This window comes from Leifsonia sp. EB41 (assembly GCF_041262565.1).
Taxonomy (GTDB): domain Bacteria; phylum Actinomycetota; class Actinomycetes; order Actinomycetales; family Microbacteriaceae; genus Leifsonia.
Genome location: NZ_JBGCCJ010000001.1, coordinates 1363782 through 1387961, shown reverse-complemented (window position 1 = coordinate 1387961; position 24180 = coordinate 1363782). Strand labels below are relative to the sequence as shown.

Annotated in this window: 24 protein-coding genes and 1 pseudogene; 16 read left to right on the top strand and 9 right to left on the bottom strand. The window is 71.7% G+C overall.

All coding sequences use genetic code 11. The features are described from left to right. Positions 1-40: 40 nt before the first annotated feature. A complete protein-coding gene (rplQ, locus tag ABH923_RS06785) occupies positions 41-601 on the top strand; it encodes a 50S ribosomal protein L17 (RefSeq protein ID WP_370054587.1) in 561 nt (186 codons plus the stop codon). 69 nt (positions 602-670) lie between these two features. On the opposite strand, the gene ABH923_RS06780 is transcribed toward rplQ, so the two are convergent. Both ABH923_RS06780 and ABH923_RS06775 read right to left on the bottom strand, forming a co-directional pair. Beyond that, complete coding sequence (locus tag ABH923_RS06780) at positions 671-2455, bottom strand: bifunctional sugar phosphate isomerase/epimerase/4-hydroxyphenylpyruvate dioxygenase family protein (RefSeq protein ID WP_370054586.1); 1785 nt, start codon at positions 2453-2455, stop codon at positions 671-673. Continuing rightward, positions 2455-3351 carry a shikimate dehydrogenase gene (locus ABH923_RS06775; protein WP_370054585.1) on the bottom strand — a complete coding sequence of 299 codons (897 nt, stop codon included), beginning with the start codon at positions 3349-3351 and terminating at the stop codon, positions 2455-2457. The genes ABH923_RS06780 and ABH923_RS06775 overlap by 1 nt, the downstream gene beginning before the upstream one ends. Before the next feature lie 94 nt (positions 3352-3445). Here ABH923_RS06775 and ABH923_RS06770 point away from each other — a divergent pair, with 94 nt between their 5' ends. The 7 genes from ABH923_RS06770 to glmM all read left to right on the top strand — a co-directional run bounded on the left by ABH923_RS06770 (position 3446) and on the right by glmM (position 9981). Continuing rightward, positions 3446-4087 carry a TetR/AcrR family transcriptional regulator gene (locus ABH923_RS06770; protein WP_370054584.1) on the top strand — a complete coding sequence of 214 codons (642 nt, stop codon included), beginning with the start codon at positions 3446-3448 and terminating at the stop codon, positions 4085-4087. A gap of 57 nt (positions 4088-4144) precedes the next feature. Next, on the top strand, positions 4145-5449 hold the full coding sequence (locus ABH923_RS06765) for an MFS transporter (RefSeq protein WP_370054583.1): 1305 nt from the start codon (positions 4145-4147) through the stop codon (positions 5447-5449). A 9-nt stretch (positions 5450-5458) separates the two neighbouring features. After that, positions 5459-6499, top strand: a complete 1041-nt coding sequence (locus ABH923_RS06760) for a GNAT family N-acetyltransferase (RefSeq protein ID WP_370054582.1) — start codon at positions 5459-5461, stop codon at positions 6497-6499. 22 nt (positions 6500-6521) lie between these two features. Beyond that, positions 6522-7388: a tRNA pseudouridine(38-40) synthase TruA gene (locus tag ABH923_RS06755; protein WP_370054581.1), complete on the top strand. Its 867-nt coding sequence runs from the start codon at positions 6522-6524 to the stop codon at positions 7386-7388. Positions 7389-7595: 207 nt separating this feature from the next. Further along, positions 7596-8042: a 50S ribosomal protein L13 gene (rplM, locus tag ABH923_RS06750; protein ID WP_345834068.1), complete on the top strand. Its 447-nt coding sequence runs from the start codon at positions 7596-7598 to the stop codon at positions 8040-8042. Positions 8043-8091: 49 nt separating this feature from the next. Next, positions 8092-8592 carry a 30S ribosomal protein S9 gene (rpsI, locus tag ABH923_RS06745; RefSeq protein WP_370054580.1) on the top strand — a complete coding sequence of 167 codons (501 nt, stop codon included), beginning with the start codon at positions 8092-8094 and terminating at the stop codon, positions 8590-8592. Between the two features lie 27 nt (positions 8593-8619). Further along, a complete protein-coding gene (gene glmM, locus ABH923_RS06740; RefSeq protein WP_370054579.1) occupies positions 8620-9981 on the top strand; it encodes a phosphoglucosamine mutase in 1362 nt (453 codons plus the stop codon). 23 nt (positions 9982-10004) lie between these two features. On the opposite strand, the gene ABH923_RS06735 is transcribed toward glmM, so the two are convergent. From ABH923_RS06735 to coaA, 3 genes are all read right to left on the bottom strand, one after another. Then, the gene (locus ABH923_RS06735) at positions 10005-10241 is read right to left on the bottom strand and encodes a hypothetical protein (protein WP_370054578.1); all 237 of its coding nucleotides are present in this window, start codon (positions 10239-10241) and stop codon (positions 10005-10007) included. A 167-nt stretch (positions 10242-10408) separates the two neighbouring features. After that, positions 10409-10717, bottom strand: coding sequence for a helix-turn-helix domain-containing protein (locus ABH923_RS06730; RefSeq protein WP_370054577.1), 309 nt, complete (start codon positions 10715-10717; stop codon positions 10409-10411). 82 nt (positions 10718-10799) lie between these two features. Beyond that, positions 10800-11768: a type I pantothenate kinase gene (gene coaA, locus ABH923_RS06725; protein WP_370054576.1), complete on the bottom strand. Its 969-nt coding sequence runs from the start codon at positions 11766-11768 to the stop codon at positions 10800-10802. A 41-nt stretch (positions 11769-11809) separates the two neighbouring features. Here coaA and glmS point away from each other — a divergent pair, with 41 nt between their 5' ends. Genes glmS through tsaE form a run of 4 tightly spaced genes read left to right on the top strand, consistent with a single transcriptional unit; the run spans position 11810 to position 15635 of the window. Beyond that, positions 11810-13660: a glutamine--fructose-6-phosphate transaminase (isomerizing) gene (gene glmS / locus ABH923_RS06720; protein ID WP_370054575.1), complete on the top strand. Its 1851-nt coding sequence runs from the start codon at positions 11810-11812 to the stop codon at positions 13658-13660. Positions 13661-13666: 6 nt separating this feature from the next. Then, on the top strand, positions 13667-14023 hold the full coding sequence (locus ABH923_RS06715; RefSeq protein ID WP_345834075.1) for a holo-ACP synthase: 357 nt from the start codon (positions 13667-13669) through the stop codon (positions 14021-14023). After that, a complete protein-coding gene (gene alr / locus ABH923_RS06710) occupies positions 14020-15141 on the top strand; it encodes an alanine racemase (RefSeq protein ID WP_370054574.1) in 1122 nt (373 codons plus the stop codon). The genes ABH923_RS06715 and alr overlap by 4 nt, the downstream gene beginning before the upstream one ends. Before the next feature lie 44 nt (positions 15142-15185). Continuing rightward, positions 15186-15635 (top strand): tRNA (adenosine(37)-N6)-threonylcarbamoyltransferase complex ATPase subunit type 1 TsaE, encoded by a 450-nt coding sequence (tsaE, locus tag ABH923_RS06705; protein ID WP_370057313.1) that lies wholly within the window; start codon positions 15186-15188, stop codon positions 15633-15635. A gap of 126 nt (positions 15636-15761) precedes the next feature. Here tsaE and ABH923_RS06700 read toward each other — a convergent pair whose 3' ends face one another. The 3 genes from ABH923_RS06700 to ABH923_RS06690 form a co-directional block, all read right to left on the bottom strand. Continuing rightward, positions 15762-17255, bottom strand: coding sequence for a carboxylesterase/lipase family protein (locus tag ABH923_RS06700; RefSeq protein ID WP_370054573.1), 1494 nt, complete (start codon positions 17253-17255; stop codon positions 15762-15764). A 13-nt stretch (positions 17256-17268) separates the two neighbouring features. Then, entirely contained in the window at positions 17269-18576 is a 1308-nt protein-coding gene (locus ABH923_RS06695; RefSeq protein ID WP_370057312.1) for an MFS transporter, read from the bottom strand. A gap of 80 nt (positions 18577-18656) precedes the next feature. After that, on the bottom strand, positions 18657-19910 hold the full coding sequence (locus ABH923_RS06690; RefSeq protein ID WP_370054572.1) for an ROK family protein: 1254 nt from the start codon (positions 19908-19910) through the stop codon (positions 18657-18659). Positions 19911-19978: 68 nt separating this feature from the next. Here ABH923_RS06690 and tsaB point away from each other — a divergent pair, with 68 nt between their 5' ends. The 4 genes and pseudogenes from tsaB to ABH923_RS06670 all read left to right on the top strand — a co-directional run bounded on the left by tsaB (position 19979) and on the right by ABH923_RS06670 (position 22979). Next, the gene (gene tsaB, locus ABH923_RS06685; protein ID WP_370054571.1) at positions 19979-20599 is read left to right on the top strand and encodes a tRNA (adenosine(37)-N6)-threonylcarbamoyltransferase complex dimerization subunit type 1 TsaB; all 621 of its coding nucleotides are present in this window, start codon (positions 19979-19981) and stop codon (positions 20597-20599) included. Then, positions 20596-21102: a ribosomal protein S18-alanine N-acetyltransferase gene (gene rimI, locus ABH923_RS06680; RefSeq protein WP_370054570.1), complete on the top strand. Its 507-nt coding sequence runs from the start codon at positions 20596-20598 to the stop codon at positions 21100-21102. The genes tsaB and rimI overlap by 4 nt, the downstream gene beginning before the upstream one ends. Beyond that, a pseudogene (gene tsaD, locus ABH923_RS06675) lies at positions 21099-22194 on the top strand (tRNA (adenosine(37)-N6)-threonylcarbamoyltransferase complex transferase subunit TsaD). Before rimI ends, tsaD begins: the two are co-directional and overlap by 4 nt. A 104-nt stretch (positions 22195-22298) precedes the next feature. Further along, positions 22299-22979 carry a DUF4190 domain-containing protein gene (locus ABH923_RS06670; RefSeq protein WP_370054569.1) on the top strand — a complete coding sequence of 227 codons (681 nt, stop codon included), beginning with the start codon at positions 22299-22301 and terminating at the stop codon, positions 22977-22979. Between the two features lie 12 nt (positions 22980-22991). Here ABH923_RS06670 and ABH923_RS06665 read toward each other — a convergent pair whose 3' ends face one another. Further along, positions 22992-24179 carry an SAM-dependent methyltransferase gene (locus ABH923_RS06665; RefSeq protein ID WP_370054568.1) on the bottom strand — a complete coding sequence of 396 codons (1188 nt, stop codon included), beginning with the start codon at positions 24177-24179 and terminating at the stop codon, positions 22992-22994. Position 24180: the final 1 nt, after the last annotated feature.

Sequence of the window (24180 nt, the reverse complement as noted above, 5' to 3'; positions counted from 1 at the left end):
AGCGAAGCCTTCGACTTTTCACTACTGGAGATAACCGATCATGCCTAAGCCCACCAAGGGCCCCCGCCTCGGAGGCGGCCCCGCGCACGAGCGCCTCATGCTCGCCAACCTGGCTGCTGCGCTGTTCACGCACAAGAGCATCAAGACGACCGAGACCAAGGCCAAGCGCCTGCGTCCCTACGCCGAGCGTCTGATCACGTTCGCGAAGCGCGGCGACCTGCACGCCCGCCGTCGCGTTCTCGCGGTCATCGGCGACAAGTCCGTCGTGCACGAGCTCTTCACCGAGATCGCGCCGCTGGTCGCGGAGCGTGAGGGCGGCTACACCCGCATCACGAAGCTCGGCTACCGCAAGGGCGACAACGCGCCGATGGCGCAGATCGAGCTCGTGCTCGAGCCCGTCGCCCCGAAGGCCAAGTCGACCAAGAAGGCCGCCGCGCCGAAGGCCGCCCCGGTCGAGGAGCCCGTCGTCGAGGAAGAGGCCGACGAGGACACCACGTCCGAGGAGACCGCCGCCGCTGAGGCCGAGGTCGTCGAGGAGGCCACCGGCGACGCCGAGGCCGCCGAGGAGACCACCGCTGAGGCCGAGGCCGAGAAGGCCTGACCTCCGCTACTCTGTCGAAACGCCCCGCATCCGAACGGATACGGGGCGTTTCGCGTTGTCGCGCCGTGGTCAGGCGGTTCTGTGCTGCGCGGTGAGCCGCACCGGCGTGTTGGCGGCGCCGAAGCCGTCGTAGCGACCGCGCCGCTCGACCAGCTCGAAGAACACGGAGCCGACCGTCTCGGTGTAGCAGTGCAGGTACTCGCCCGCCGCGTCTCGGTCGTAGAGCAGCCCGGCCTCCCGGAGCCGCTCCAGTTCGCCCGGCGGCAGCTCGAAGCGGGCGGCGAGGTCGTCGTAGTAGTTCGCCGAGACCGGGACAGTGCGCAGTCCCCGCGCTCGCGCGCGGCCGATCAGCCCGTGGAGGTCGTCGCACGCGATCGCGACGTGCTGCGCGTGCCGCTGCGCCGCTGTTGCCGCGCGTTCCGCGAGCGGCGGGACGACGTTCAGCGCGAGGCGCACCGCTCCGTCGCCCGAGCGGAGCACCTGGCTGCGGACCAGGCCGGCCGGGCCGGCCAGCTCCGCCGATGACTCGCGGGCGAGGCCGAGCGCTGTGCCGTAGAACAGCACGGCCTCCTCGATGTCGGCGGCGGGCTCGGTGAGGTTGACGTGGTCGATGCCGCGGATCGCAGGGTCCGGCGTTCCGCGTCCGCCGGCGAACTCGTCCGGCCAGGCCGGGCTGCTCTCCGGACCGCTGACCAGGATCTCGGTGCCGTCGGGCGCGAGCACGGCCGGGAGGTCGGCCTCCCCGTCAAGCACGCGGCGGTACGCGCGTTTCGCGCCGAGGCGCTCCGCGCGGGCGGCGGCCTCCTCCGGCCGGTCGGTGCGGATACCGAAACCGGCGACGTGCGGGCTGCTGCCTGCGGCGTTGTGCTCGTTGAGGACGATCCGGGCCTCGCCGGCGGCGTAGAGCCAGGCCGGCTTCGTGACGTGGCGGCCGCGCGGCGCGAAACCGATCCGCTCCAGCACGACGGCCACGGTGTCGGTGTCGTGCGCCTTGACCTCCACCTGGTCGAGCTCGCGGGGCTCGGCAGCGGGGCGGGCAGCGCCGCTCTCGAGCGCGTCTTCCAGGACGGTGAGCGATCGGCGGGCGTGCCGGGCGGTCCGGGCCGGATCGGTCTGCCGGAAGACGTCGTTGAAGACCTCCAGCGACAGCGGACCGGTGTAACCGGCTCGCAGGGTGTGGCCGACGAACGCGGGGAGGTCGAAGCCGCCCTCGCCCGGGAACAGGCGGTGGTGCCGGCTCCAGGAGAGCACGTCCATCGACAGCAGCGGGGCGTCGGCGACCTGGACGAAGAAGATCTTCTCGCCGGGGATCCGCTCGATGTCCGCAGGGTCGTGGCCGCGGGAGAGGATGTGGAAGCTGTCCAGGCACAAGCCCAGCGCGGGATGGTCGGCCCGCTCCACGATGCGCCAGGCGCGCCGGTAGTCGTCGATGTACCGTCCCCAGGCCAGCGCTTCGAACGCGAGACGCTTGCCGTGCGCGTCCGCGCGGTCGGCGAGGCGGGCGAGCTGGGCCGCGGAGACCGCGTCGTCGTCGATCGAGGCGGTGGCGACGTTGCTGCACACCAGCACCGTGTCGACACCGAGCCGGTCCATGAGCACGAACTTCGCCTCCGCCCGGCGCAGGATCTGCGCGAACTCCGGCTCGGTCACTCCCTCGGCGTCGCGGAACGGCTGGTAGAGCGCGATCCGCAGGCCGAGCCGGTCGCAGAGCGCCCGCACCTCCTCTGGCGACTGCGGTGCGGCGATCAGGTCGGGCTCGAAGACCTCCACGGCGTCGAACCCGGCGTCGGCGATGGCGTGCAGCTTGTCGACGAGCGTCCCGGACAGGCAGACCGTCGCGATGGAGGTGCGCATCAGCGGCCCTCCCGGATCATCTCGGCGAAGTGGGCGCGCATCCGCTCCCGGTCGGGCTCGACGCCGGTGATGAGCTGGAACGCGTCCGCCGCCTGGCCGACGGCCATGCCGCCGCCGTCGAGCGTGCGGCAGCCGGCCTCCCGTGCTGCGCGCACGAGCTCGGTGTCGACCGGCCGGTAGACGACGTCCGCCACCCAGAGGCTCGGCCGCAGCAGCGCGGGGTCGAGGGGGATGCCGGGATGGGTGTGCATGCCGACGAAGCTGGCGTTGACCAGTCCCGTGACGGCATCCGTCCCATGGCTCAGCTCCTCAGGGAGCGCGATCGAGTCGATGCCGCGGATGACGGCCTCCGGGAATCGGGGAGTGAGGCTCGCTGCCAGTGCGTCCGCGCGCGCGGCGCTGAGATCGGCGATGGTGACGCGGAGCGCGCCCGCTTGAAGGAGGGCACTCGTCACGGCGGCGCCCGCGCCCCCGGCGCCGATCACCACCACATGATCCAGGGGAGCGCCTGGAAGCCCATCCCGGAGCGCGGACGCGAAACCGCTCACGTCGGTGTTGTGCCCGATACGCCGACCGCCGGTGAGGAGGACGGTGTTGACCGCTCCGATGGATTCGGCAGAAGGCGACGTGGCATCGAGGTAGCGCAGAACGCGCTGTTTGAACGGGTGGGTGATGTTGACCGCGTCGAACCCGAGCTGCATCGCTGCGTCGAGGAGCCACTCGAGGATCGGATCCAGGTCCTGTCCCTCGGTGTCGAGTGCCAGCAGGTCGATGGGGCGGTAGAGGTAGCGCAGCCCGTGCTCGTCGGCCTCCCGCTCGTGCAGCGGAGGTGTCAGCGAGGGCAGGACGCCGTCGCCCAGGAGACCGACCAGGTACGACTCTCCGACCACGCTCATGCGTCCTCCTCGACCATCGTGCGGAACCGCGCCGCTTGACAAAGCGCCACGGGGTTTCTTAACGTACCAGATAGTTCATTAGCGAGGAGGCGGGATGGCCCGGCTGGATCACGAGCGGATCCGCGACGCGGAGCGCACGCGCGCCGAGATCCTCGCCGTCGCGTCCCAGGAGTTCGCCGACCGCGGTTTCTCCGGAGCCCGCGTGGACGAGATCGCACGGCGGATGTCCACGACGAAGCGGATGATCTACTACTACTTCGGCGGCAAGGAGCAGCTCTACGTGAGCGTGCTGGAGGCCGCCTACGCCGAGATGCGCGGCTACGAGCAGCAGCTCGACGTCTCCGATCTCGCGCCGGTGGAGGCCATCCGCGCCATCGCCGAACGGACCTTCGACCACCACACCAGCCGCCAGGACTTCGTGCGGCTCGTGGCGATCGAGAACATCCACCGCGCCGCGTTCCTGCGCGAGGTGGGCGAGCCGGAGAGCCTGGCGCTCCCCGCTCTCGAGCTGATCGACGAGGTGCTGCGGCGCGGACGGGCTGCTGGCGTGTTCCGCGACGACATCGACGCCACAGACGTGCACATGGCGATCAGCTCCTTCTGCGTGTTCCCGGTGGCCAACCGCCACACGTTCGGGTACCTCTTCGGCCGCGATCTGCTGAACCAGTCGCGCGCCGGCCACTACCGGCGGATGCTCGGCGACATGATCGTCGCGCTCCTCACCGCGGACCGTTGATCCGTACCGGGCGCGCCCGGCGGATCGAAACAGCTACCAAAGAAACGAGTGTCGACGATGACCACCGTCGCTCCATCCCCCACGCGTACGCGGACTCCGGTGCGCGCGGCCGTCGCCGGATTCCTCGGCTCGGCCGTCGAGTACTACGACTTCTTCATCTTCGGGTCGGCCGCCGCCCTGATCTTCCCGCACATCTTCTTCCCCGACGCTGACACGACAGCGCGGGTGATGTCGTTCGCGACGTTCGGATTCGCCTACGTGGCGCGTCCGGTGGGCGCGGTGGTCCTCGGCCACTTCGGCGACCGCATCGGCCGCAGGAAGGTGCTGGTCTTCACGCTCGCGCTGATGGGGTTCTCCACCTTCGCGATCGGCTGCCTGCCGACCTTCGAGACCGTCGGCTGGCTCGCCCCCGTGCTGCTGGTGCTCTGCCGGCTGCTCCAGGGGCTGTCGGCCGCAGGGGAGCAGGCCGGGGCGAGCTCCATGACGCTGGAGCACGCACCGGACGGCCGGCGCGCCTTCTTCACGTCGTGGACGCTGACCGGCACCCAGGGCGGCCAGGTGCTCGCGGCCATCGCGTTCATCCCGATCATGGCGCTGCCGGAGGATGTGCTGTACTCGGTGGGCTGGCGCATCCCGTTCTGGCTGTCGGCCGTCGTGGTCGTCGTCGCGTTCGTGGTGCGCCGGTCGCTGCCGGAGTCGCCGGAGTTCGTCAGCGCGGCCGAGGGCGGCGAGATCGAGAAGCTGCCGCTGGTCGGACTGCTGCGCTCGCACTGGCGGGACGTGCTGCGGGTGGTGTTCCTCGCCATGATCGCGGCGGTGTCGACGGTGTTCGGCAATCTGGCGATCGCGTACGGAACGGACGCGGGCCTTGCAGCCTCAGTGACGCTCTGGCTGGTCGTCGTGGCGAACATCGTGGCGCTCGTGACGCAGCCGCTGTTCGGGATGCTCGCCGACCGGATCGGCCGGAAGCCCGTGTTCATCTACGGCGCGCTGGCGAGCGCCGTGCTGATGCCGTTCTACCTGCGCTCGATGTCCGGTTCGGAGGTCTGGGTCACCTTCCTGCTGGCGGTGGCGGTGTTCTCCTGCGGGTACGCGGCGGCGAACGCCGTCTGGCCGTCGTTCTACAACGAGATGTTCCCGCGCGAGGTGCGCTTCTCGGGCGTCGCGATCGGGACGCAGCTCGGCTTCCTGATGGCCGGCTTCGCGCCGAGCATCGTCACGGCGATGGGCGGAACCGGGCCCGACGGCTGGATCGTGATCTCGGTCTTCACCGCGGTGATCGCGGTGGTCGTGACGCTGGCGGCGCTGACCGCGCGGGAGACCGCGCGGACGCCGACGGCGGACCTCGGCCGCCGCCGCTAGGCTGGCCGGATGCCGGGGCCTGAGATCGTCGAAGCGCACCTCCCACCGCTGAGCGAGCGCGTGGAGGCGCCGCCGACGTACCGGCCGCGGCATCCGCTGGTCGCCGAGTGGCGCCCGATCGCGGAGTCCGACACCGACGCCGTGCTCGCGGTGCTGCGGGCGAGCGACGCAGCCGACCATCCCAACTACCTCACGACGCGGGAGGAGCTGGCGGACGAGCTCGCCTTCAGCTTCCTCGACCTGGAGCGGGACACCCTCCTCGCGCAGGGGCACGACGGCTCGGTGCTGGCGGTCGGCTCGGTGCTGGAGCCGCCCCGGCAGGTCTCCCTGGTGCGCGAGTTCATGAACGGCGCCGTGCACCCGGATCACCGCGGGAAGGGCATCGGCCGCGAGCTGCTCGCCTGGCAGCGGGCGCGCGGGGAGCAGAAGCTGGCGACGATCGAGACGGCGCTGCCGGGCTGGCTGGTGGGCTATGCGGACCGCCGGGCGCCGGATCGCGAGCGGCTGCTGACGGCCGCCGGTTTCAGGGCGGCCCGCTGGTTCCACACGATGGAGCGCGACCTGGCACTCCCGATCCCCGAGGTGACCCCGACGGAAGCCGTGCGGATCGTGCCGTACACGAGCGACCTCGCCGACGCGGTGCACGCGGCGCGGGACGAGGCCTTCCGCGACCACTGGGGGAGCCAGCCGCTCAGCGACGAGCAGTGGGAGTCGCTGATCGGCGGGACGTTCGCTCCAGAGGTGTCCTTCGTCGCGCTGGCCGGCGAGGACGTAGCCGGAGTGGTCCTCTGCGACGTGAACCCGGACGATTGGCCAGGGCAGGGCTTCTCCGGCCCGTACATCTCGACCGTCGCGGTCACCCGCGCGCACCGCGGCCGGCGCATCGCGCCTGCGCTGCTGAGCGCCGTGCTCACTGAGAGCAGCCGCCGCGGCTGGCAGAAGGCCGTGCTCGATGTGGACGCGGCCAGCCCGACCGGCGCCGACAGCCTCTACACGGGGATGGGGTTCGTCACGACGTTCGGCGAGACCGCCCTCGTCCGTGAGTACTGAGCGGTTTCCCTAGAATCGAGGGATGACCGACGAGGCGACCCGATTCCGGCTCGACATCGCCTACCAGGGCACCGACTTCAACGGCTGGGGACGACAGCCGGGGCTGCGGACCGTGCAGGGTGCCCTGGAGGACGCGCTTGCGACGATCTTCCGCCGTGCGGGCGAGCCCCCCACACTGACGGTCGCGGGCCGCACCGACGCCGGGGTCCACGCGCGGGCGCAGGTGGCGCACGTCGACCTCGGCCCCGGGCAGGTGGCGATCCTGAGCAAGCCGCACGGCAAGCGGCCCCCGCTCGACGCGCCCGACGCGCTGGCCCGGCGGCTCAACGGCGTTCTCGGGCCGGTGGCGGACGCCGTGGTGCTGCGCGCGAGCGAGGCCCCTGCCGGGTTCGACGCGCGCTTCTCCGCGGTCTGGCGACGCTACGAATACCGGGTCGCCGATCGTGCCTCGCTCCGCGATCCGCTGCAGCGACACCGGACGGCCTGGGTCTCGGCGGACCTCGACGCCGACGCGATGGACCTGGCCGCGCACGGCCTGCTCGGCCTCCACGACTTCGCCAGTTACTGCAAGGCGCGGGTGGGCGCGACCACGATCCGTACCCTGCTCGACTTCTCCTGGACACGCGACGACGACGGCGTGCTGGTGGGGGAGGTCGTGGCCGACGCGTTCTGCCACAGCATGGTCCGCGCACTGGTCGGCGGGTGCGTCGCGGTGGGCGAAGGGGATCTGACTCCCGGTGACCTGATCGAGCTGCGCGACGGACGCGCCCGCACCAACGCCTTCAAGGTGATGCCTGCGCGCGGGCTGACGCTGATGGAGGTCGGATACCCGGAGGACGCGGAGCTCGCGCTGCGGGCGGAGCAGACGCGGGCGCTGCGGTCGCTCTGACCGCCGCGCCGGCGGCCGGCGTCGCCCCGGTTTGACCCTCCCCGGGCGTGTCGCGTAGTATTGACCCTTGGTGTCCGCGCCACACTGCGGCGCGACCCACGAACGTGAGCCCTCCACCGGCCCCGGTTCCCGCCTCATCGAGACGAGAACCCCCATCGGAGCGGGATTCACGAACTCCTCCGTTCGATACAGAAAGCAGCCACTACTGTGACGCGCACTTATTCCCCGAAGGCAGACGAGATCCAGCGCGACTGGGTCGTCATCGACGCGACCGACGTCGTGCTCGGCCGTCTCGCCAGCCACACCGCCGCCCTCCTCCGCGGCAAGCACAAGGCGACCTTCGCCCCCCACATGGACATGGGCGACTTCGTCATCATCGTGAACGCCGACAAGGTGGCCCTCACCGGCCAGAAGGCGGCTCAGAAGAAGGCCTACCGTCACTCGGGCTACCCGGGCGGCCTCAAGGCCACCACGTACTCGGAGCTCCTCGAGAAGAACCCGGTCCGCGCCGTCGAGAAGGCTGTCCGCGGCATGCTGCCGAAGACCTCCCTCGGCCGCGCCCAGCTCCGCAAGCTGAAGGTCTACACCGGAAGCGAGCACCCGCACGCCGCCCAGCAGCCGAAGCAGTACACGCTCGGCCAGGTCGCCCAGTAAGCGATCCAGACCTTCACGACTGACTTAAAGACAAAGGATTATCACCATCGTGGCGAAGATCGCAGACAGCATCGACTCGGCCCAGGTTGCCGAGAACGTCGAGTCCTACTCGACCGAGACCCCCGAGAGCGCGGCCCCCGCGGCCCCGCGTCCCGTCCTCTCCGTGCCCGGCGCAGCCGTCGGCCGCCGCAAGGAGGCCATCGCGCGTGCGCGCCTGGTCCCCGGTGCCGGCACCATCACGGTCAACGGCCGTGAGTTCGCGGACTACTTCCCGAACAAGCTGCACCAGCAGCTCATCACGGACCCGTTCAAGGTCCTCGACCTCATCGGCTCCTACGACGTCGTCGCCCGCATCACCGGCGGCGGCCCGTCGGGTCAGGCCGGCGCTCTGCGCCTCGCCATCGCCCGCGCGCTGAACGAGATCGACCGCGAGAACAACCGTCCGACCCTCAAGAAGGCCGGCTTCCTCACCCGTGACGCGCGCGTCACCGAGCGCAAGAAGGCCGGTCTCAAGAAGGCCCGCAAGGCTTCGCAGTTCTCCAAGCGTTGACGCTCGCGAGCGTTTAGGCTTCGGTCCATGCCCCGCCTTTTCGGAACCGACGGAGTCCGCGGACTCGCGAACGGTCCTCTCACCGCCGACCTCGCGCTCGGCCTCGCTCAGGCAGCTGCTGCTGTCCTGACGCGAGGCCGCAGCGCCGAGGCGCGGCGCGCTGCGGGCAAACGCCCGCGCGCCATCGTCGCCAGGGACCCCAGGGTCTCCGGCGAGTTCCTCTCGGCCGCTGTCGCGGCCGGGCTGGCCAGCTCGGGCATCGACGTCTACGACGCCGGTGTCATCCCGACGCCGGCCGCGGCGTTCCTGATCGCCGACTTCGACGCCGACTTCGGTGTCATGGTGTCGGCGTCGCACAACCCCGCCCCCGACAACGGGATCAAGATCTTCGCGCGCGGCGGCACCAAGCTCCCCGACATCGTCGAGGACCGCATCGAGCAGCACCTCGAGATGGAGAAACTGACTCCGACCGGCGCCGATGTGGGCCGCATCCGCCGCTTCGCCGACGCGGAGGACCGCTACGTCGTGCACTTGCTGGCGAGCCTCCCGCACCGGCTCGACGGCATCCACGTCGTGCTCGACTGCGCTCACGGCGCGGCTGCCGGCATCTCGCCAGAGGTGTTCACCGACTCGGGCGCCCGCGTGACCGTCATCGGCGACTCGCCCGACGGCATGAACATCAACGACGGCGTCGGCTCGACCCACCTCGACAACCTGGCGAGGGCCGTCCTCGCGGCCGGCGCGGACGTCGGAATCGCCCACGACGGCGACGCCGACCGCTGCCTCGCGATCGACGCCGACGGCAACGTCGTCGACGGCGACCAGATCATGGCGATCCTCGCGGTCGGCATGAAGGAGCGCGGCAAGCTCACCGACGACACGCTCGTCGCGACCGTGATGAGCAACCTCGGCCTCAAGATCGCTATGCGCGAGCACGGCATCCGGATCGTCGAGACCGCCGTCGGCGACCGTTACGTGCTCGAGGAGATGAACCAGAACGACTACGCCCTCGGCGGCGAGCAGTCGGGCCACGTCATCATGCGCGAGTTCGCGACCACCGGCGACGGCATCCTGACCGGCCTCCACCTCCTCAGCGAGATGGCGCGTCAGCGCAAGCCGCTGTCCGAGCTGGCCAAGGTGATGACCGTGTACCCGCAGGTGATGGTCAACGTGAAAGGTGTGGACCACCACGCCGTCCACACGGACGAGCCGCTGCAGCTCGCCGTCCAGACCGCCGAGGCGGCGCTGGGCGACACCGGCCGGGTGCTGCTGCGCCCGTCCGGCACCGAGCCGCTGGTGCGCGTCATGGTGGAGGCTGCCGACCAGCACACGGCCGAGCGCCTCGCGAACGAGCTGGCGGACGTCGTGCGGGAGCGGTTGGGCGTCTAGCCCGGCCGTGGCAGGCGGCGGAGCTACTTCTCCGCGGCTTCCCGGTCCATCCGGGCGTTCTGCTCGCGCACGAAGTCGGAGACCGAGAACGGCCGCGTGCGCTCCGGCAGGAGGGCGACGTCGGCCAGACCCTCGAGCAGTGCGCCAGGCTCGGTCTCGAGCGTGACGGCGAGCTGCAACAGTGTCAGCAGCGTCGGGTTGCCGGCGCCGCGCTCGACTTTGCCGTAGTTGGCGACGTCGACCTGGCTGAGGTTGGCCACCTCGTACGGGAGAGGCCCAGCTCGACGCGACGGGTACGGAGACGGCCGCCCAGGATGCGGGCTGCTTCGAAGCGCGGGGACGACATGCGTCTACTCTGTTTTCCTGTGTGGTCTTTTCCCAGAGGATGGAAACTATACGCACTTATCCACAGTGCATATATACCTGGCTACCGTGACTCCTGGGCGCGCTTGGCCGCGATGAAGTCGGCGACCGAGTACGCGTGCTGGCGATCGGGGAGCATCCCGTCGCCGAACAACCCGGTCAGGAGTTCTCCGGGGTCCACGCCGAGGGCCGTCGCGAGGCGGACGATGGTGTGGAGCTCGGAGTTGGCCTCGCCACGCTCCACGCGGCCGTAGTTGGTCACGTGCATGTTCGCGAGCTGGGCGATCTCATCCTGGCTGACGCCCAGCGCTACTCGCGCTGTGCGGACCCGCCGGCCGAAGAGCTGAGCAGCGTGTGATCGAGGTGTTGCCATACCCCATGACTACGGGATGCGCGAACGCCGGGCCAGAGTCTTCGAGCACCCGCCCTTTGCGCGCGATGCGTGCGGACCCCTGTCAGAGCTTGCGGAGCAGCACCGAGCTGACCGTGTGGTCGGCTTCCTTGCGCAGCACGAGCTTGGCGCGCGACCGCGTCGGCCGGATGTTCTGGATGAGGTTGGGCTCGTTGATCGCCGTCCAGATCGACGCGGCCCGCGCCCTGGCCTGCTCCTCGGTCAGCTGCGCGTACCGGTGGAAGTACGACTTGGGGTTGGCGAACGCGCCGCGCTGCAGCTTGAGGAAGCGCTCCTCGTACCAGTGCGCGATGTCGCGCGTCCTGGCGTCCACGTACACGCTGAAGTCGAAGAGGTCGCTCACGGCGAGCCGGTTGCCGCCTCCCGCGGGCTGGAGGACGTTGAGGCCTTCCACGATCAGGACGTCCGGCCGGCGGACGACGATCTCCGCGTCCGACACGATGTCGTAGCTGAGGTGCGAGTAGAAGGGCGCGCGCACCTCCGGCGCCCCGCTCTTCACCGCGCTGACGAACCGCAGCAGCGCGCGGCGGTCGTACGACTCGGGGAAGCCCTTGCGCTCCATCAGGCCGCGCCGCTCCAGCTCCGCGTTCGGGAGGAGGAAGCCGTCCGTCGTCACCAGCTCGACGCGCGGGGTGTCGTCCCAGCGCGAGAGCAGCTCGCGCATCAGGCGGGCGATGCTCGACTTGCCGACCGCTACGGAGCCCGCGACGCCGATCACGAAGGGCGTCGGCTGGGCGCGCTCGCCGAGGAAGTCGCTCGTGACGCGGTGGAGCTGCTTGGTGCCGCCGACGTACAGGTTGAGCAGCCGGCTGAGCGGCAGGTAGACCTCCTCGACCTCCCGCAGGTCCAGCGGATCGCCGAGACCGCGGAGCTGCACGATCTCGGTCGCGTTCAGCGGCAGCCGGGTGTTCTGCGCCAGCTCGGCCCAGTCGGACCGGCTCAGCTCCACGAAGGGGGTGCTGGACTCGCCGTTCGCCGTGGATCCGCCGCGAGCGGCGCCGTTCTCAGCCATAGGAGAAAAGTCTAAGGTGCGCCCGCGATAGACTCGGGTGCATGTGTGGAATCGTGGGGTATGTCGGTACCGACAAGAGCCTGGAGGTGCTGCTCGGCGGTCTGAAGCGCCTCGAGTATCGCGGCTACGACTCGGCCGGCGTCGCCGTCATCGCCCCTGACGGGCGCCTCGGGACGGCGAAGAAGGCCGGCAAGCTGGCCGTGCTCGCCGACGACCTCACCGTCAATCCGATCCCCAACGGCGGCACCGGCATCGGCCACACCCGCTGGGCGACGCACGGCGGCCCGACCGACCGCAACGCGCACCCGCACCTGGGCGACGACGGCCGGCTCGCCGTCATCCACAACGGCATCATCGAGAACTTCGCGAGCCTGAAGGACGAGCTGCTCGCCGACGGCTTCTCGTTCGAGTCAGAGACGGACACCGAGGTCGCAGCCGTGCTGCTGGGCCGCGAGTACCGCGCCACCGGCGACCTGAGCGAGGCGTTCCAGCGCGTCGTGTCGCGGCTGGAGGGCGCCTTCACGCTGCTCGCCCTGCACCAGGACCAGCCGCACGTCGTCGTCGGCGCCCGCCGCAACTCCCCGCTGGTGATCGGCCTCGGCGAGGGCGAGAACTTCCTCGGCTCCGACGTCGCGGCGTTCGTCGAGCACACCCGCCGCGCGCTCGCGATCGGCCAGGACCAGATCGTCACGATCACCCCCGACTCCGTCACCGTCACCGACTTCTCCGGCGTACCGGTCGAGGTGGAGCCCTTCGAGGTCGCCTGGGACGCCTCCGCCGCCGAGAAGGGCGGCTGGTCGTCGTTCATGGCGAAGGAGATCGCCGAGGAGCCGGACGCCGTGGCGAACACGCTGCGCGGCCGCATCGTGGACGAGACCGTGCACATCCCGGAGCTCGACGCGATCGGCGACGACTTCCTTCAGGGCATCGACCGCATCACCATCGTCGCCTGCGGCACCGCCGCCTACGCCGGCCTGGTCGGCAGCTACGCGATCGAGAAGTGGGCGCGCGTCCCCGTCACGGTCGAGCTCAGCCACGAGTTCCGCTACCGCGAGCCGGTCCTCACCGCGGGCACGCTGGTCATCTCGATCAGCCAGTCCGGCGAGACGATGGACACGCTGATGGCGGTCAAGTACGCCCGCGAGGCCGGCGCCAAGGCGATCTCGGTCTGCAACACGCAGGGCGCCACCATCCCGCGCGAGTCCGACGCGGCGCTGTACACGCACGCCGGCCCGGAGGTCGCGGTCGCCTCGACCAAGGCGTTCGTCGCGCAGATCACCGCGCTCTACCTCTTCGGCCTCCACCTCGGGCGGGTGCGCGGCACGCTGTCCGCCGCGCAGCAGCGCGACGCGGTCGCCGAGCTCCAGGCCGTGCCGGAGAAGATCGCCACCGTGCTCGAGGCGCACGGGACGATCGCCCAGCTCGCGCACTGGATGTCGGACACCCGCTCCGTGCTCTTCCTCGGCCGTCACGTCGGCTACCCGATCGCCCTGGAGGGTGCGCTCAAGCTCAAGGAGCTGGCGTACATCCACGCGGAGGGCTTCGCCGCCGGTGAGCTCAAGCACGGCCCGATCGCGCTGATCGAGCCGGGCCAGCCCGTCTTCGTCGTGGTGCCGAGCCCGCGCTGGTCGGACGAGCTGCACAAGAAGGTCGTCTCCAACATCCAGGAGATCCGCGCCCGCGGCGCCCGCGTCATCGCGATCGCCGAGGCCGGGGACGCCGCTGTGCTGCCGTTCGCCGACGAGGTCATCCGCATCCCGCTGGCGGCGCCGCTGTTCGAGCCGCTGCTGTCGGTGGTCCCGCTGCAGATCTTCGCCATGGAGCTGTCGGCGGCCAAGGGCCTGGATGTGGACCAGCCGCGCAACCTGGCCAAGTCCGTCACTGTGGAGTAGGCCGTCGTGATCGCCGGCATCGGGATCGACGTCGTCGATCTGGCGCGCTTCGCCCGATCGCTGGAGCGCACCCCGAAGCTGCGCGAGCGCCTCTTCACGGAGGCCGAGCGCGGCCTGCCTGTGCACTCCCTCGCCGCGCGCTTCGCCGCCAAGGAGGCGTTGATCAAGGCGCTCGGCGGCTCGGAGGGCGTGCGCTGGCACGACATGGAGATCGTGCCCGACGAAGAGAGGAACCCGGGTTTCGTGCTGCACAACGTCGTCGGACGCCAGGTCGCCGAGCGCGGCATCGCGCACATCCACGTGTCGATGTCGCACGATGCCGGGATCGCCTCCGCGTTCGTCGTGCTGGAGCGCGACGCGTGAGCGGCGCATTCCGGGAGGCCGTCGTCGACCTGGACGCGGTGAGCGCGAACGTCGCACGCCTGCGCGAGATCGCCGGAACCGAACACGTGATGGCCGTGGTGAAGGCGAACGCCTACGGGCACGGCGCGGTCGAGTGCGCTCGCGCCGCGCTCGCCGGCGGGGCGGACTGGCTGGGCGTCGCCGACATCTCCGAGGGGCTCGCGCTGCGCGAGGCGGGCGTCGATGCTCCGGTGCTCGCGTGGCTGCACGACCCGGACGAGGATTTCGCGGCCGCCGTCGCCGCGGGCCTGGATGTGGGCATCTCGTCGCGCGCGCAGCTCGAGGCCGCGGCCGCCGCCGGCAGCGCCGACCGCACGGCATTCGTGCAGCTCAAGCTGGAGACAGGGCTCAGCCGCAACGGCATCCCCGCGTCCGAGTGGGAGGCCGTCGTCGCACGCGCCCACGAGCTCGAAGAGTCGGGCGCCCTCGTGGTGCGCGGCCTCTTCAGCCACCTGTCGAACGCGTCGCCCGACGACGACCGGGCGGCGATCGCCGCGTTCGCCTGGGGCATCGAGCGCGCGGAGGCGGCAGGGCTGCATCCCGAGCTCCGACACATCGCCGCCAGCGCCGCCGCACTCAGCCTCCCGGAGTCGCGGTTCAACCTGGTGCGGTTCGGGCTGGCGGTCTACGGGCTCAGCCCGTTCGGCGCCGCGTCGGCGGTCGAGCTGGGACTCCGCCCGGCGATGACGCTGCGCGGCCGGGTCGCGGCGGTGCGCCGGGTGGCTGCGGGCACGGGCGTCTCCTACGACTACACCTACCGCACGGAGGCCGAGACCACCCTCGCGCTCGTCCCGCTCGGATACGCCGAGGGCATCCCACGCCACGCGTCGGGCAGAGGCCCGGTGTCCATCGCCGGCAAGCGCTATCGCGTCTCGGGCCGGGTCGCGATGGACCAGTTCGTAGTGGACGTCGGCGACGCCGAGGTCGCGGTCGGCGACGAGGTCGTGCTGTTCGGCGATCCCGCGACAGGCGTGCCGGGCGCGGACGACTGGGCGGAGGCCGCGGACACGATCAACTACGAGATCGTCACGCGCCTGGGCGGCCGGCTGCGGCGCACGTACCGCGGGGGAGCGGCGTGAGCGGTCGGGTCCTGATCGAGCGCACGGTCGACACCGGCGACGACATGCACGCGCTGGGGCTGGAGCTGGCCGGGATGCTGGCCGCCGGCGACCTCGTGGTGCTGACCGGCCCGCTCGGTGCAGGCAAGACGACGCTGACCCGCGGGATCGGCGAGGGCCTCGGCGTCCGCGGCCCGGTCACGAGCCCGACCTTCGTGCTGGCCCGCACGCACCCGAACCTGGTCGACGGTGCGCCGCTGGTCCATGTCGACGCGTACCGTCTCGGCAGCGCGGTGGAGCTGGACGACCTCGACATCGACTTCGCCGGCTCGGTGGTGGTCGTGGAGTGGGGTGGCGGGATGCTCGACGGCGTCGCCGAGTCGTGGCTGGAGGTCGACATCGTGCGGCCGACGGGTGCGGCCGAGGCTGCCGCCGACGACGCGGCCGCCGACCTCGACGCGGACGAGCCGCGCACCGTCACGGTCACCGGCTTCGGCCCCCGCTGGGCCGCCTGACCCATCCGCCGAGGGGCACGTAAACGCCCCTAGAACCGCGTTTTAGGGGCGTTTACGTGCCCCTCGAGGGGGCGGAGGAGTGTGCCCGCGCCGGCGGCGTCGCCTCCGTCGGCGCGGGCGGTGACGTCAGCGCGCGCTCTGAAGCACGCCGACGTCGGCCAGGCCGTCCCCCACGACCGTGGTCGGGACGTCGAACACCTGCACATCGCGCTCCGCCAACACGTAGGCCGGCCATCCCGGGTCGCCCGAGGCGATGAACCGCACCGCCGCCCCGTGCACGTCGTCGGCGAGTGCGGTCGGCGGCTGCTCGCCTGCAATGTAGCCGACCCGTTCGCTGTCGAGACAGTCGAAGAAGAACGGCACATCGAGGCAGTGCACGGCCGCGCCGAAGGTCGGCGACGTCCACGCGAACCGGTAGATCCAGGCGGGGGCGCCCGCTGCCGCACGCGATTCCGCGATCTCGCGGGCGGGCGCCCGGAACATCGCGTCCGTGACGAACTGCCCGAGGGTCTCGGCGGTGTCGAGCCCTGGATGAGCGGCGACGTAGGCGGCCGCCGCCTCCTCCGGGACGCCGACGGAGGCCAGCAGGCCGGCCGGGTCGGTCCCGGCAAGTGCGTCGCGCAGGTCGGCGACGGCCATGTTGAACTCGTTGTCCGTCGCGCCGAGCACCAGCGCCTTGTCCGCGCCGATCCCGTCGGCGATCGCCGCAGCGATGGGCGCCGGCACGAGGTCGCCGTCCACGACCGGGGCCCAGCGCAGCGCCGACCCGGAGGCCAGTGCCCGCAGCGGGGCCATCGGGTCCGCTGGCGCCTCGGGCGAGGTGACCGCGTCGTCCTCGCCCTGCAGCGCCAGGATCCGCTCCTCGGTCAGTGCGGACAGCCCGGCCCGGGTGGGTTCCACCCCGGCGGCGGCGGCGAGGGCGCGACCGTAGCGCTCGGCGTCCTCCAGGTTCACGCTCGCCGTGGTGCCGGAGATCGAATAGACCCGCTGGAACAGGCTCGCCGCGCGCGGCACCGTCAGGAGGGTGAGCACGGCGCCGCCGCCGGCCGACTGGCCCGCGATGGTGACCGACGCCGGGTCGCCGCCGAACGACGCGATGTTGTCGCGCACCCACTCCAGCGCCAGGATCCAGTCGAGCACGCCGCGGTTCGCCGGTGCGTCCTCGATCCAGCCGAAGCCGTCGAAGCCGAGCCGGTACGAGACGCTGACCGTCACGACCCCGTCGCGGTTGAAGGCGGCGCCGTCGTACCAGGGGCTGGCCGGCGACCCGGCGACGTAGCCTCCGCCGTGGATGTAGACCAGCACGGGCAGCTTCGCGTCGGCGTCACCGGGGCGCGGCGTGAAGACGTCCACGTTGAGCGTCGACTCTCCCGGGTAGGACGGCTCGGGGATGAGGGTGATCTCCGCGAGCGCCTTGCGCTGCGGAGTCGCGCCGTGCTCGCCGGCGTCGAGCACGCTGTCCCACGGGCGGTGCGGGACCGGGGCGGCGAAGCGCAGGTCGCCCACCGGCGGCTCGGCGAACGGGATGCCGAGGAAGGCGGCAGAGCCGTCCCGCCACCGGCCGCGCACGCGGCCTCCCGTCGTGGTGACCTCGGGTCGGTCGAGGGTGCTGTCTGTCACGGGGTTCTCCTTCTCAGCGGACGGACTTGATGGGGATGAGGACGAGGGCGGCCAGCGCGACGCAGACCATCGCGAAGACGAACAGGGCCGGATAGCCGCCGACCGCGCCGATCAGCACGGCCGCGATCGCGGGGCTGAGCGCCTGCGGGATGTTGGTCGCGACGTTGAGGATGCCGAGGTCCTTGGCGGCCGCGACGCCGCCGCCGGGCAGCACCTCGGTCATGAGGGCGGTGTCGCAGGCCATGTAGAGGCCGAAGCCGAAGCCGTTGATCGCCGACATCAGCAGCATCCCGGTGATGGTGGGCATCAGCAGCGGCATCGCCAGCCCGACGATCATCAGCACGGAGGCCAGGTAGATGAAGACCTTGCGGCGTCCGAGCTTGTCGCTCAGCCAGCCGGCGAGGGCGACCGAGACGACGGTGGTGGCGAGCGACGCGAGGCTGATCACGCCGATCTGGGCGTTCGCCTGCTTCAGCGACATCCCGATGTAGTCGGTCAGGATGAAGAGCTGGTAGCTGAAGGCGACGAAGTAACCGAGGATGAAAAGGAAGCGTGCCGCGAACGCCCAGGCGAAGTCGGGGTGCTTGCGCGGGTTGATCCAGAACCCGGCGAAGAACGCCTTCCAGCGGAAGGGCGGCAGCTCGATGCCCTTGCTGGAGTAGTCGCGGTTGAACAGCACGAAGCCGAGCGTGACCAGGAGCACGACGATCCCGAACGCCGAGTAGGCGAGGCCGACGTTCGCGGCGAGGATGCCCGCCACGATGACGCCGATGGTGCTGCCGGCCATCGTGCCGATCCCGACCATCGCAGAGGCCACGCCGCGGCGGCTGCGCGGGAAGCGGTCGGGCGTGATGGCGCTGAGCGGCCCCTGCATCGCGTTGAGCGCCACCTGGATGACGACCCAGAACACCGTGATCCAGAGGATGGACTGCAGCGAGCCGAGCCCGATCAGGAACGCGGCGGCGACGGCGGTGCCGATCACCATCCACGGCGCCCGGCGGCCCATCCGGGAGCGCGTGCGGTCGCTGAACGCGCCGACGATCGGCTGCGCGAACAGCGTGAACACGAAGGAGGTCGTGGTCACGATCGCGAGGTTGGCCACCTTGTGCGCCGGGTCGATGTTCGTGACCTGGTTGGGCAGCAGCACGCTGATCAGGCCGGTGTAGGTCGCGAAGAGCACCAGGGAGGTGATCGCGAGCGAGGGGAGCAGGCCGCGGCGGGCGAGCGGGCTGACGGTGCCCGCCGTGTCGACCGCGTCGGGGTCGGGCGCCGCGGCCGTGGCTGCGGAGAGGGGCGCTGGTTCGGGGGAGCTCGATGACATCGTCGTCACGGTCGGTCCTTTCGAGGGTGTGATTACCCGCGTAAGCATGACGCACTTCCGTGATTAATTCAAGCGTCGAATCAAATCGTGACGGAAGTCGGGTGGACTGTCGCCAGAGCCAGGGGATCATCGAGGAGCGCACCCCGGGCGACGCGCGCGGCGCCGATCAGGGCGGCGTCCTCGCCCAGGCGGCCGGGGACCACCGCGATCGCCGTGGCGGTCGATGCGATCGCGGGGCCGTTCTGTGCGAACGCCTCTGCGATGGACCCGGCCAGCTCCGCCCAATATCCGCCGAGGACGACGACCTCCGGGTCGACGGTCATCGAGACGATGCGCAGAGCGTGCGCGATCCACGGAAGAGCGGCCTCCCACGCTGCGCTCGCCGCGGGCTCGCCGGCGTTGATGCGGGCGACCAGCTCCCGCAGCGCCTCCGTCAGTCCGCGCTCGGCGACCTCGGCCGTCAGCCCGGCCGCGGCCAGCACCACATCCGGCCCGGCGACGGTGACCAGGCAGCCCCGCTGACCGCACAGGCAGCGAGGACCACGCGGGTCGACCGCGATGTGGCCGAACGCCCCCGCGAACTCGTGCGCGCCGGCGACGAGCGCGCCCTCCGCGACGACCGCACCGCCGATGCCCGAGTTGCTCTTGGCGTAGACCAGGTCGCGGACTCCGGAACCCGCGGCCTCCAGCTCTGCGAGCTCGGCCAGCGCGGCGACCGTGCCGTCGCTCGCGAGGGTGGCGGGCGGCAGCTCCGGCACCCGCTGCCGGAGCCCGCCGAGCACGTCGACCTCGCCCCACTCGAAGTCGGTGTCGGCCACCAGCACGGGAGGCGTGCCGCCGATCGGGGCGAACACCACCACGGTCAGATCCACCACGCGCCGGCCGAGCCCGGCGGCGGCGTCGAGGGTGCGGGCCAGCACGCGGGCGAGCACGTCGAGCACCCGCCCGGGGTCGCCCATCGGCCGGCCGTGGTGCTCAGAGGCCCGGAACAGTGCGCGGCCGTCCACCGCCGTCAGCACGGCGGTCGCCTGGTCGGCGTCGAGCTGGAGGACGAGGAGGGCGACGTCGTCGGCCGCCAGGCGCAGCAGCGTGAGCGGGCGGCCACGGGAGGCGGACCCGCGCGGCGCGGCCTCCGGCTCCTCCGACTCGCGCACGACCCCGGCCTCCACCAGCGCGGCGACGAGGGCGGTCACCGAGCCGCGGGCGAGCCCGGTGACGTCCGCGAGCTGGCTGCGCGACAGTGGGCCCTGCTGCGCGAGCCGGTGCGCCACGAGCGCCAGGTTGTGGCGGCGCACGTCGGCCGAGACGAGGGAGCCGGACGGGGAGGACGCCATGCCGACAGCTTCGCACACAGGGGAGCGGACGAGTCCTCAGGGGCGCGCATCCCGCCTAGGCTGGAGGCATGCTCCTCGCCATCGACACCTCCGCGGGCACGAGCGTCGCCGTGGTCGACCGTGACGGCGGCATCCTCGCCGAAGTGACGGAGCCGGACACCATGCGGCACGCCGAGGTCATCGGCGACCTGATCGCCGCGGCACTCGACGCCTCCGGCACGCGCGCGGACGGACTGTCCGGCGTCGTGGCGGGGATGGGGCCGGGTCCCTTCACCGGCCTCCGGGTCGGCATCGCGGCCGCGACCGCCTTCGCGTTCGGCGCCGCCCGCCCGCTCGTCCCCGTCGTCAGCCACGACGCGGTGGCGTACGAGCGCTACCTGGCCGGTCACGCGGGCCCGCTGCTGGTCGTGACCGACGCGCGCCGCCGCGAGCGCTACTGGACGGCGTACGCGGGTGTGGACGAGCACGGCCTCCCTGTCCGCCTCGACGGCCCCGGCCTGGACAAGCCGGACGCGCTGCCGCATCCCGACCTGCCGCGCGAGGAGGCCGCCACCGTCTCCGCCGGCCTGCTCGGGATGATCGCCGAACTGCGCTTCGCCGCCGGCCTCCCGTTCGACCGCGACGAGCCGCTGTATCTGCGCTCGCCGGATGTCACGCTTTCCGCCGGGCCCAAGCGGGTGAGCGCGTGAGCGAGCCGAGGCCGAGCGCGCCGTCGTGGCAGCTCCGCCGCGCCACCGAGGCCGACGTCGACGCGATCATGCTGCTGGAGCGCGAGACTTTCGTCACCGACGCCTGGTCGGAGCAGTCGATGCGCTCCGAGGTGACCGGGGCCCACGGGTACTATCTGGTCGCCGTCGGGCTGGACGACCCGGACCGCATCGACGGCTACGCAGGCCTGCTCGCGCCGCGCGGTGCGGGCGAGGGCGACATCCAGACCATCGCCGTGGCGCCGCACGCGCGGCGGCACGGCCTCGGGCGCGCCCTCATGCACGCGCTCATCGGGGAGGCGCGCAACCGCGGAGCCCGCGAGGTGTTCCTGGAGGTGCGCGCCGACAACCCCGGCGCGCAGACCCTCTACCGCACGCTCGGCTTCGAGGAGATCGGCGTGCGCCCGCGCTACTACCAGCCGGACGGGGTGGACGCGATCGTCATGCGCCTGACCGTCCCGACCCCGGAGACCACGATCGCATGAACGACGCTCAGCACGCATCGCACGGCGACGGGCCGCTCGTGCTCGGCATCGAGACCTCCTGCGACGAGACCGGCGTGGGCATCGTGCGCGGCACGACGCTGCTCTCCAACACGATCGCCTCCTCGATGGAGGAGCACGCCAGGTACGGCGGCGTCGTCCCGGAGGTCGCGGCCCGCGCCCACCTGGAGGCGCTCACCCCGACGCTCCACACCGCGGTGGCCGACGCCGGGATCGACCTCGCCGACATCGACGCCATCGCCGTGACGAGCGGCCCTGGACTGTCCGGCGCGCTCATGGTCGGCGTCGGCGCCGCGAAGGCGCTCGCGCTGTCGCTCGGCAAGCCGCTGTATGCCGTCAACCCACCTGGTCGGGCACGTCGGGGCGGACGTCCTCGACGCGGCAGGAGGCCCCGGCCACCCGGTCGAGGTGCCGACCGTCGCGCTGCTGGTCTCCGGCGGCCACACCTCGCTGCTGCTCGTGCGCGACCTGGTCTCCGACGTGGAGTTGCTGGGCGAGACGATCGACGACGCCGCGGGCGAGGCGTTCGACAAGGTGGCCCGCGTGCTCGGCCTCCCGTACCCGGGCGGACCGCAGATCGACCGCGTCGCCGCCGACGGCGACCCGCGCGCGATCCGGTTCCCGCGCGGGCTGACCAAGCCGAAGGACCTGGAGCGGCACCGCTACGACTTCTCCTTCTCCGGCCTCAAGACGGCGGTCGCCCGCTGGGTCGAGCAGCGCCAGGACGCCGGCGAGGAGGTGCCCGTCGCCGATGTGGCCGCGTCGTTCCGGGAGGCGGTGGCGGACGTGCTGATCACCAAGGCGATCGCCGCGTGCCTCGACCATGGCGTGCCGCGCCTGCTGCTCGGCGGCGGCGTCGTCGCGAACGCGCGCGTGCGCCAGCTCGCGGTGCAGCGGGCGGCCGAGGCGGGCGTGGCCCTGCGGATCCCGGCCCTCTCGCTGTGCACCGACAACGGCGCGATGATCGCGGCGCTCGGCGCGCAGCTCATCATGGCCGGGCGCGCGCCGAGCCGGCTGGACTTCGGCGCGGACTCCACCCTTCCGGTCACGGAGATTCAGGTCGCGGAGGTCTGAGCCGCCCGGAGATTTGCATGCGTTGACACGCTGCGCCCCCCACTGAGACGATGGATTCAGTACAGAAATTTCTCAGGAACTCACCAGAGAAGGAGATGGGCAGCATGTCCGATCCGAACACCCCGTCCGGCGCCCCGGAGCCCGAAGGGACGGACGGCAGCACGCCGGCCCAGCCGGTTTCGCCGTCCTCCGACATCCCGCCTGCGGCGGCGCCCGACGGCGTCCCGCCGACGCCCCCGGTGGCGCCTCCTGCGCCGCCCGCTCCGCCGGTCGCGCCCGGGTACGGCGCGCCGCAGCAGCCGTACGGGCAGCAGCCGCAGCAGCCGTACGGGCAGCAGCCGCAGCAGCCGTACGGCCAGCAGCCATACGGGCAGCAGCCGCAGCAGCCGTACGGCCAGCAGCCCTACGGTCAACAGCAGCCGTACGGCCAGCAGCCCGGCCAGCCCGGCCAGCCCGGTTACGGTCAGCCTGCCTACGGCCAGCCCGCGCCCGGCTACACGCAGCCCTACGCGACGGCGCCCGCGACCAAGTCGCCGATCCTCAGCATCCTGTCGCTCGTCGGCGGCATCCTGGGCATCGTCCTGAACCTCGCGTTCGGGATCGGCGCCCTTTTCGGCGTCGCTGCCATCGTCCTCGGTTTCATCGGCCGCACCAAGGAGCCGCAGGCCAAGGGCTTCTGGCTCACCGGGATCATCCTCGGATTCGTCTCGGTCGCCATCGCGATCATCTTCTGGATCTTCTGGGGGATCCTCGTGGCGAACCTGTCGAACACGTACCGGTACTGACCGGTCGCGCGGTCAGAGGCGCTCGGCGAGCAACGCCGTGTGACGTCCCGCGACCCTGGTCAGGATCAGGGTCGCGGGACGGTCGCCGGACAGCTTGAGACGCGTCCGGAGCGCGGCCGGGTCGACGTCCACGCCGCGCTTCTTGATCTCCAGCGTGCCGATCCCGCGCGCCCGCAGCGCCTTCTTGAGGTCCTTCTCGGCGAACGGCAGGGTCTCCAGGATGCGGAAGCCCGCCGCGAACGGCGTCGGCACGGGCTCGTCGGCCGTGATGTAGGCGATGCCGTCGCCGAGCATCCGGCCGTCGAGCCGCCGGGCCAGGTCCCCGATCAGGCGTGCGCGGATGACCGCGCCGTCCGGCTCGTAGAGGTACTCGCCCAGCTCGCCGGTCTCGGCGTCCTCGCTGTCGGCCTCCGCCGTCAGCTCGTTCGCCTCGTCGCCGCGCAGCACCAGGGCGGCGCGGCGGATGCCCGTGCGGGCGAGCGCGCCGAACCACAGCCCGAGCTCCACGACCTGCCCGTCGGCGGACACCCACTGGGCCTCCGCGGTCGACGGGATGAGGTCGCGGTCGAAGCCGGGGCCGAGCTTGAGCCCGACCGAACGGCCGGTCGCGAGCTCGTAGGCGAAGCCGAGCGACGGCGTGTAGTCGTCGGGATCGGTCAGCCGGTCGGTGTCGGTGTGGCCGGGCGTGCGGCGGGCAGGATCGAGGAAGACGCCGTCGATCGCGCGGAGGCTCACGTCCTCCGCCCGGCGGTGCTCGACCGTCGCCGAGGGGAAGGGGGCGAGGTTGAAGGCGGCGATCGCGGCGGTCACCTCGTCGGCCTCCACGGCCGTGACCTCCAGCTCCAGCGCCGCGAGGGCGAGCGCGTCGCCTCCGATGCCGCAGCCGAGGTCCGCGACGCGGGTCAGCCCGGCCGCCCGGAACCGGCCGGCGTGGCGCGCAGCGACCGACAGGCGCGTCGCCTGCTCCAGCCCCGCCTCGGTGAACAGCATCCGGGAGGCGAACTCGCCGAACTTGCCCACAGCCTTCTTGCGCAGCTTCGCCTGCGTCAGCACCGCCGCGACGAGCCCGGGGGAGTGGCCCTGCTTGCGCAGGTCGGTGACCATCGCGAGAACGTCCTTCTCGGACCGGTACGGGGGCAGCGAGTCGAGCAGTCGGAGGCCTTCGGGGCTCAGCAGCTCGACGAGTTCGGACCGGTCCATG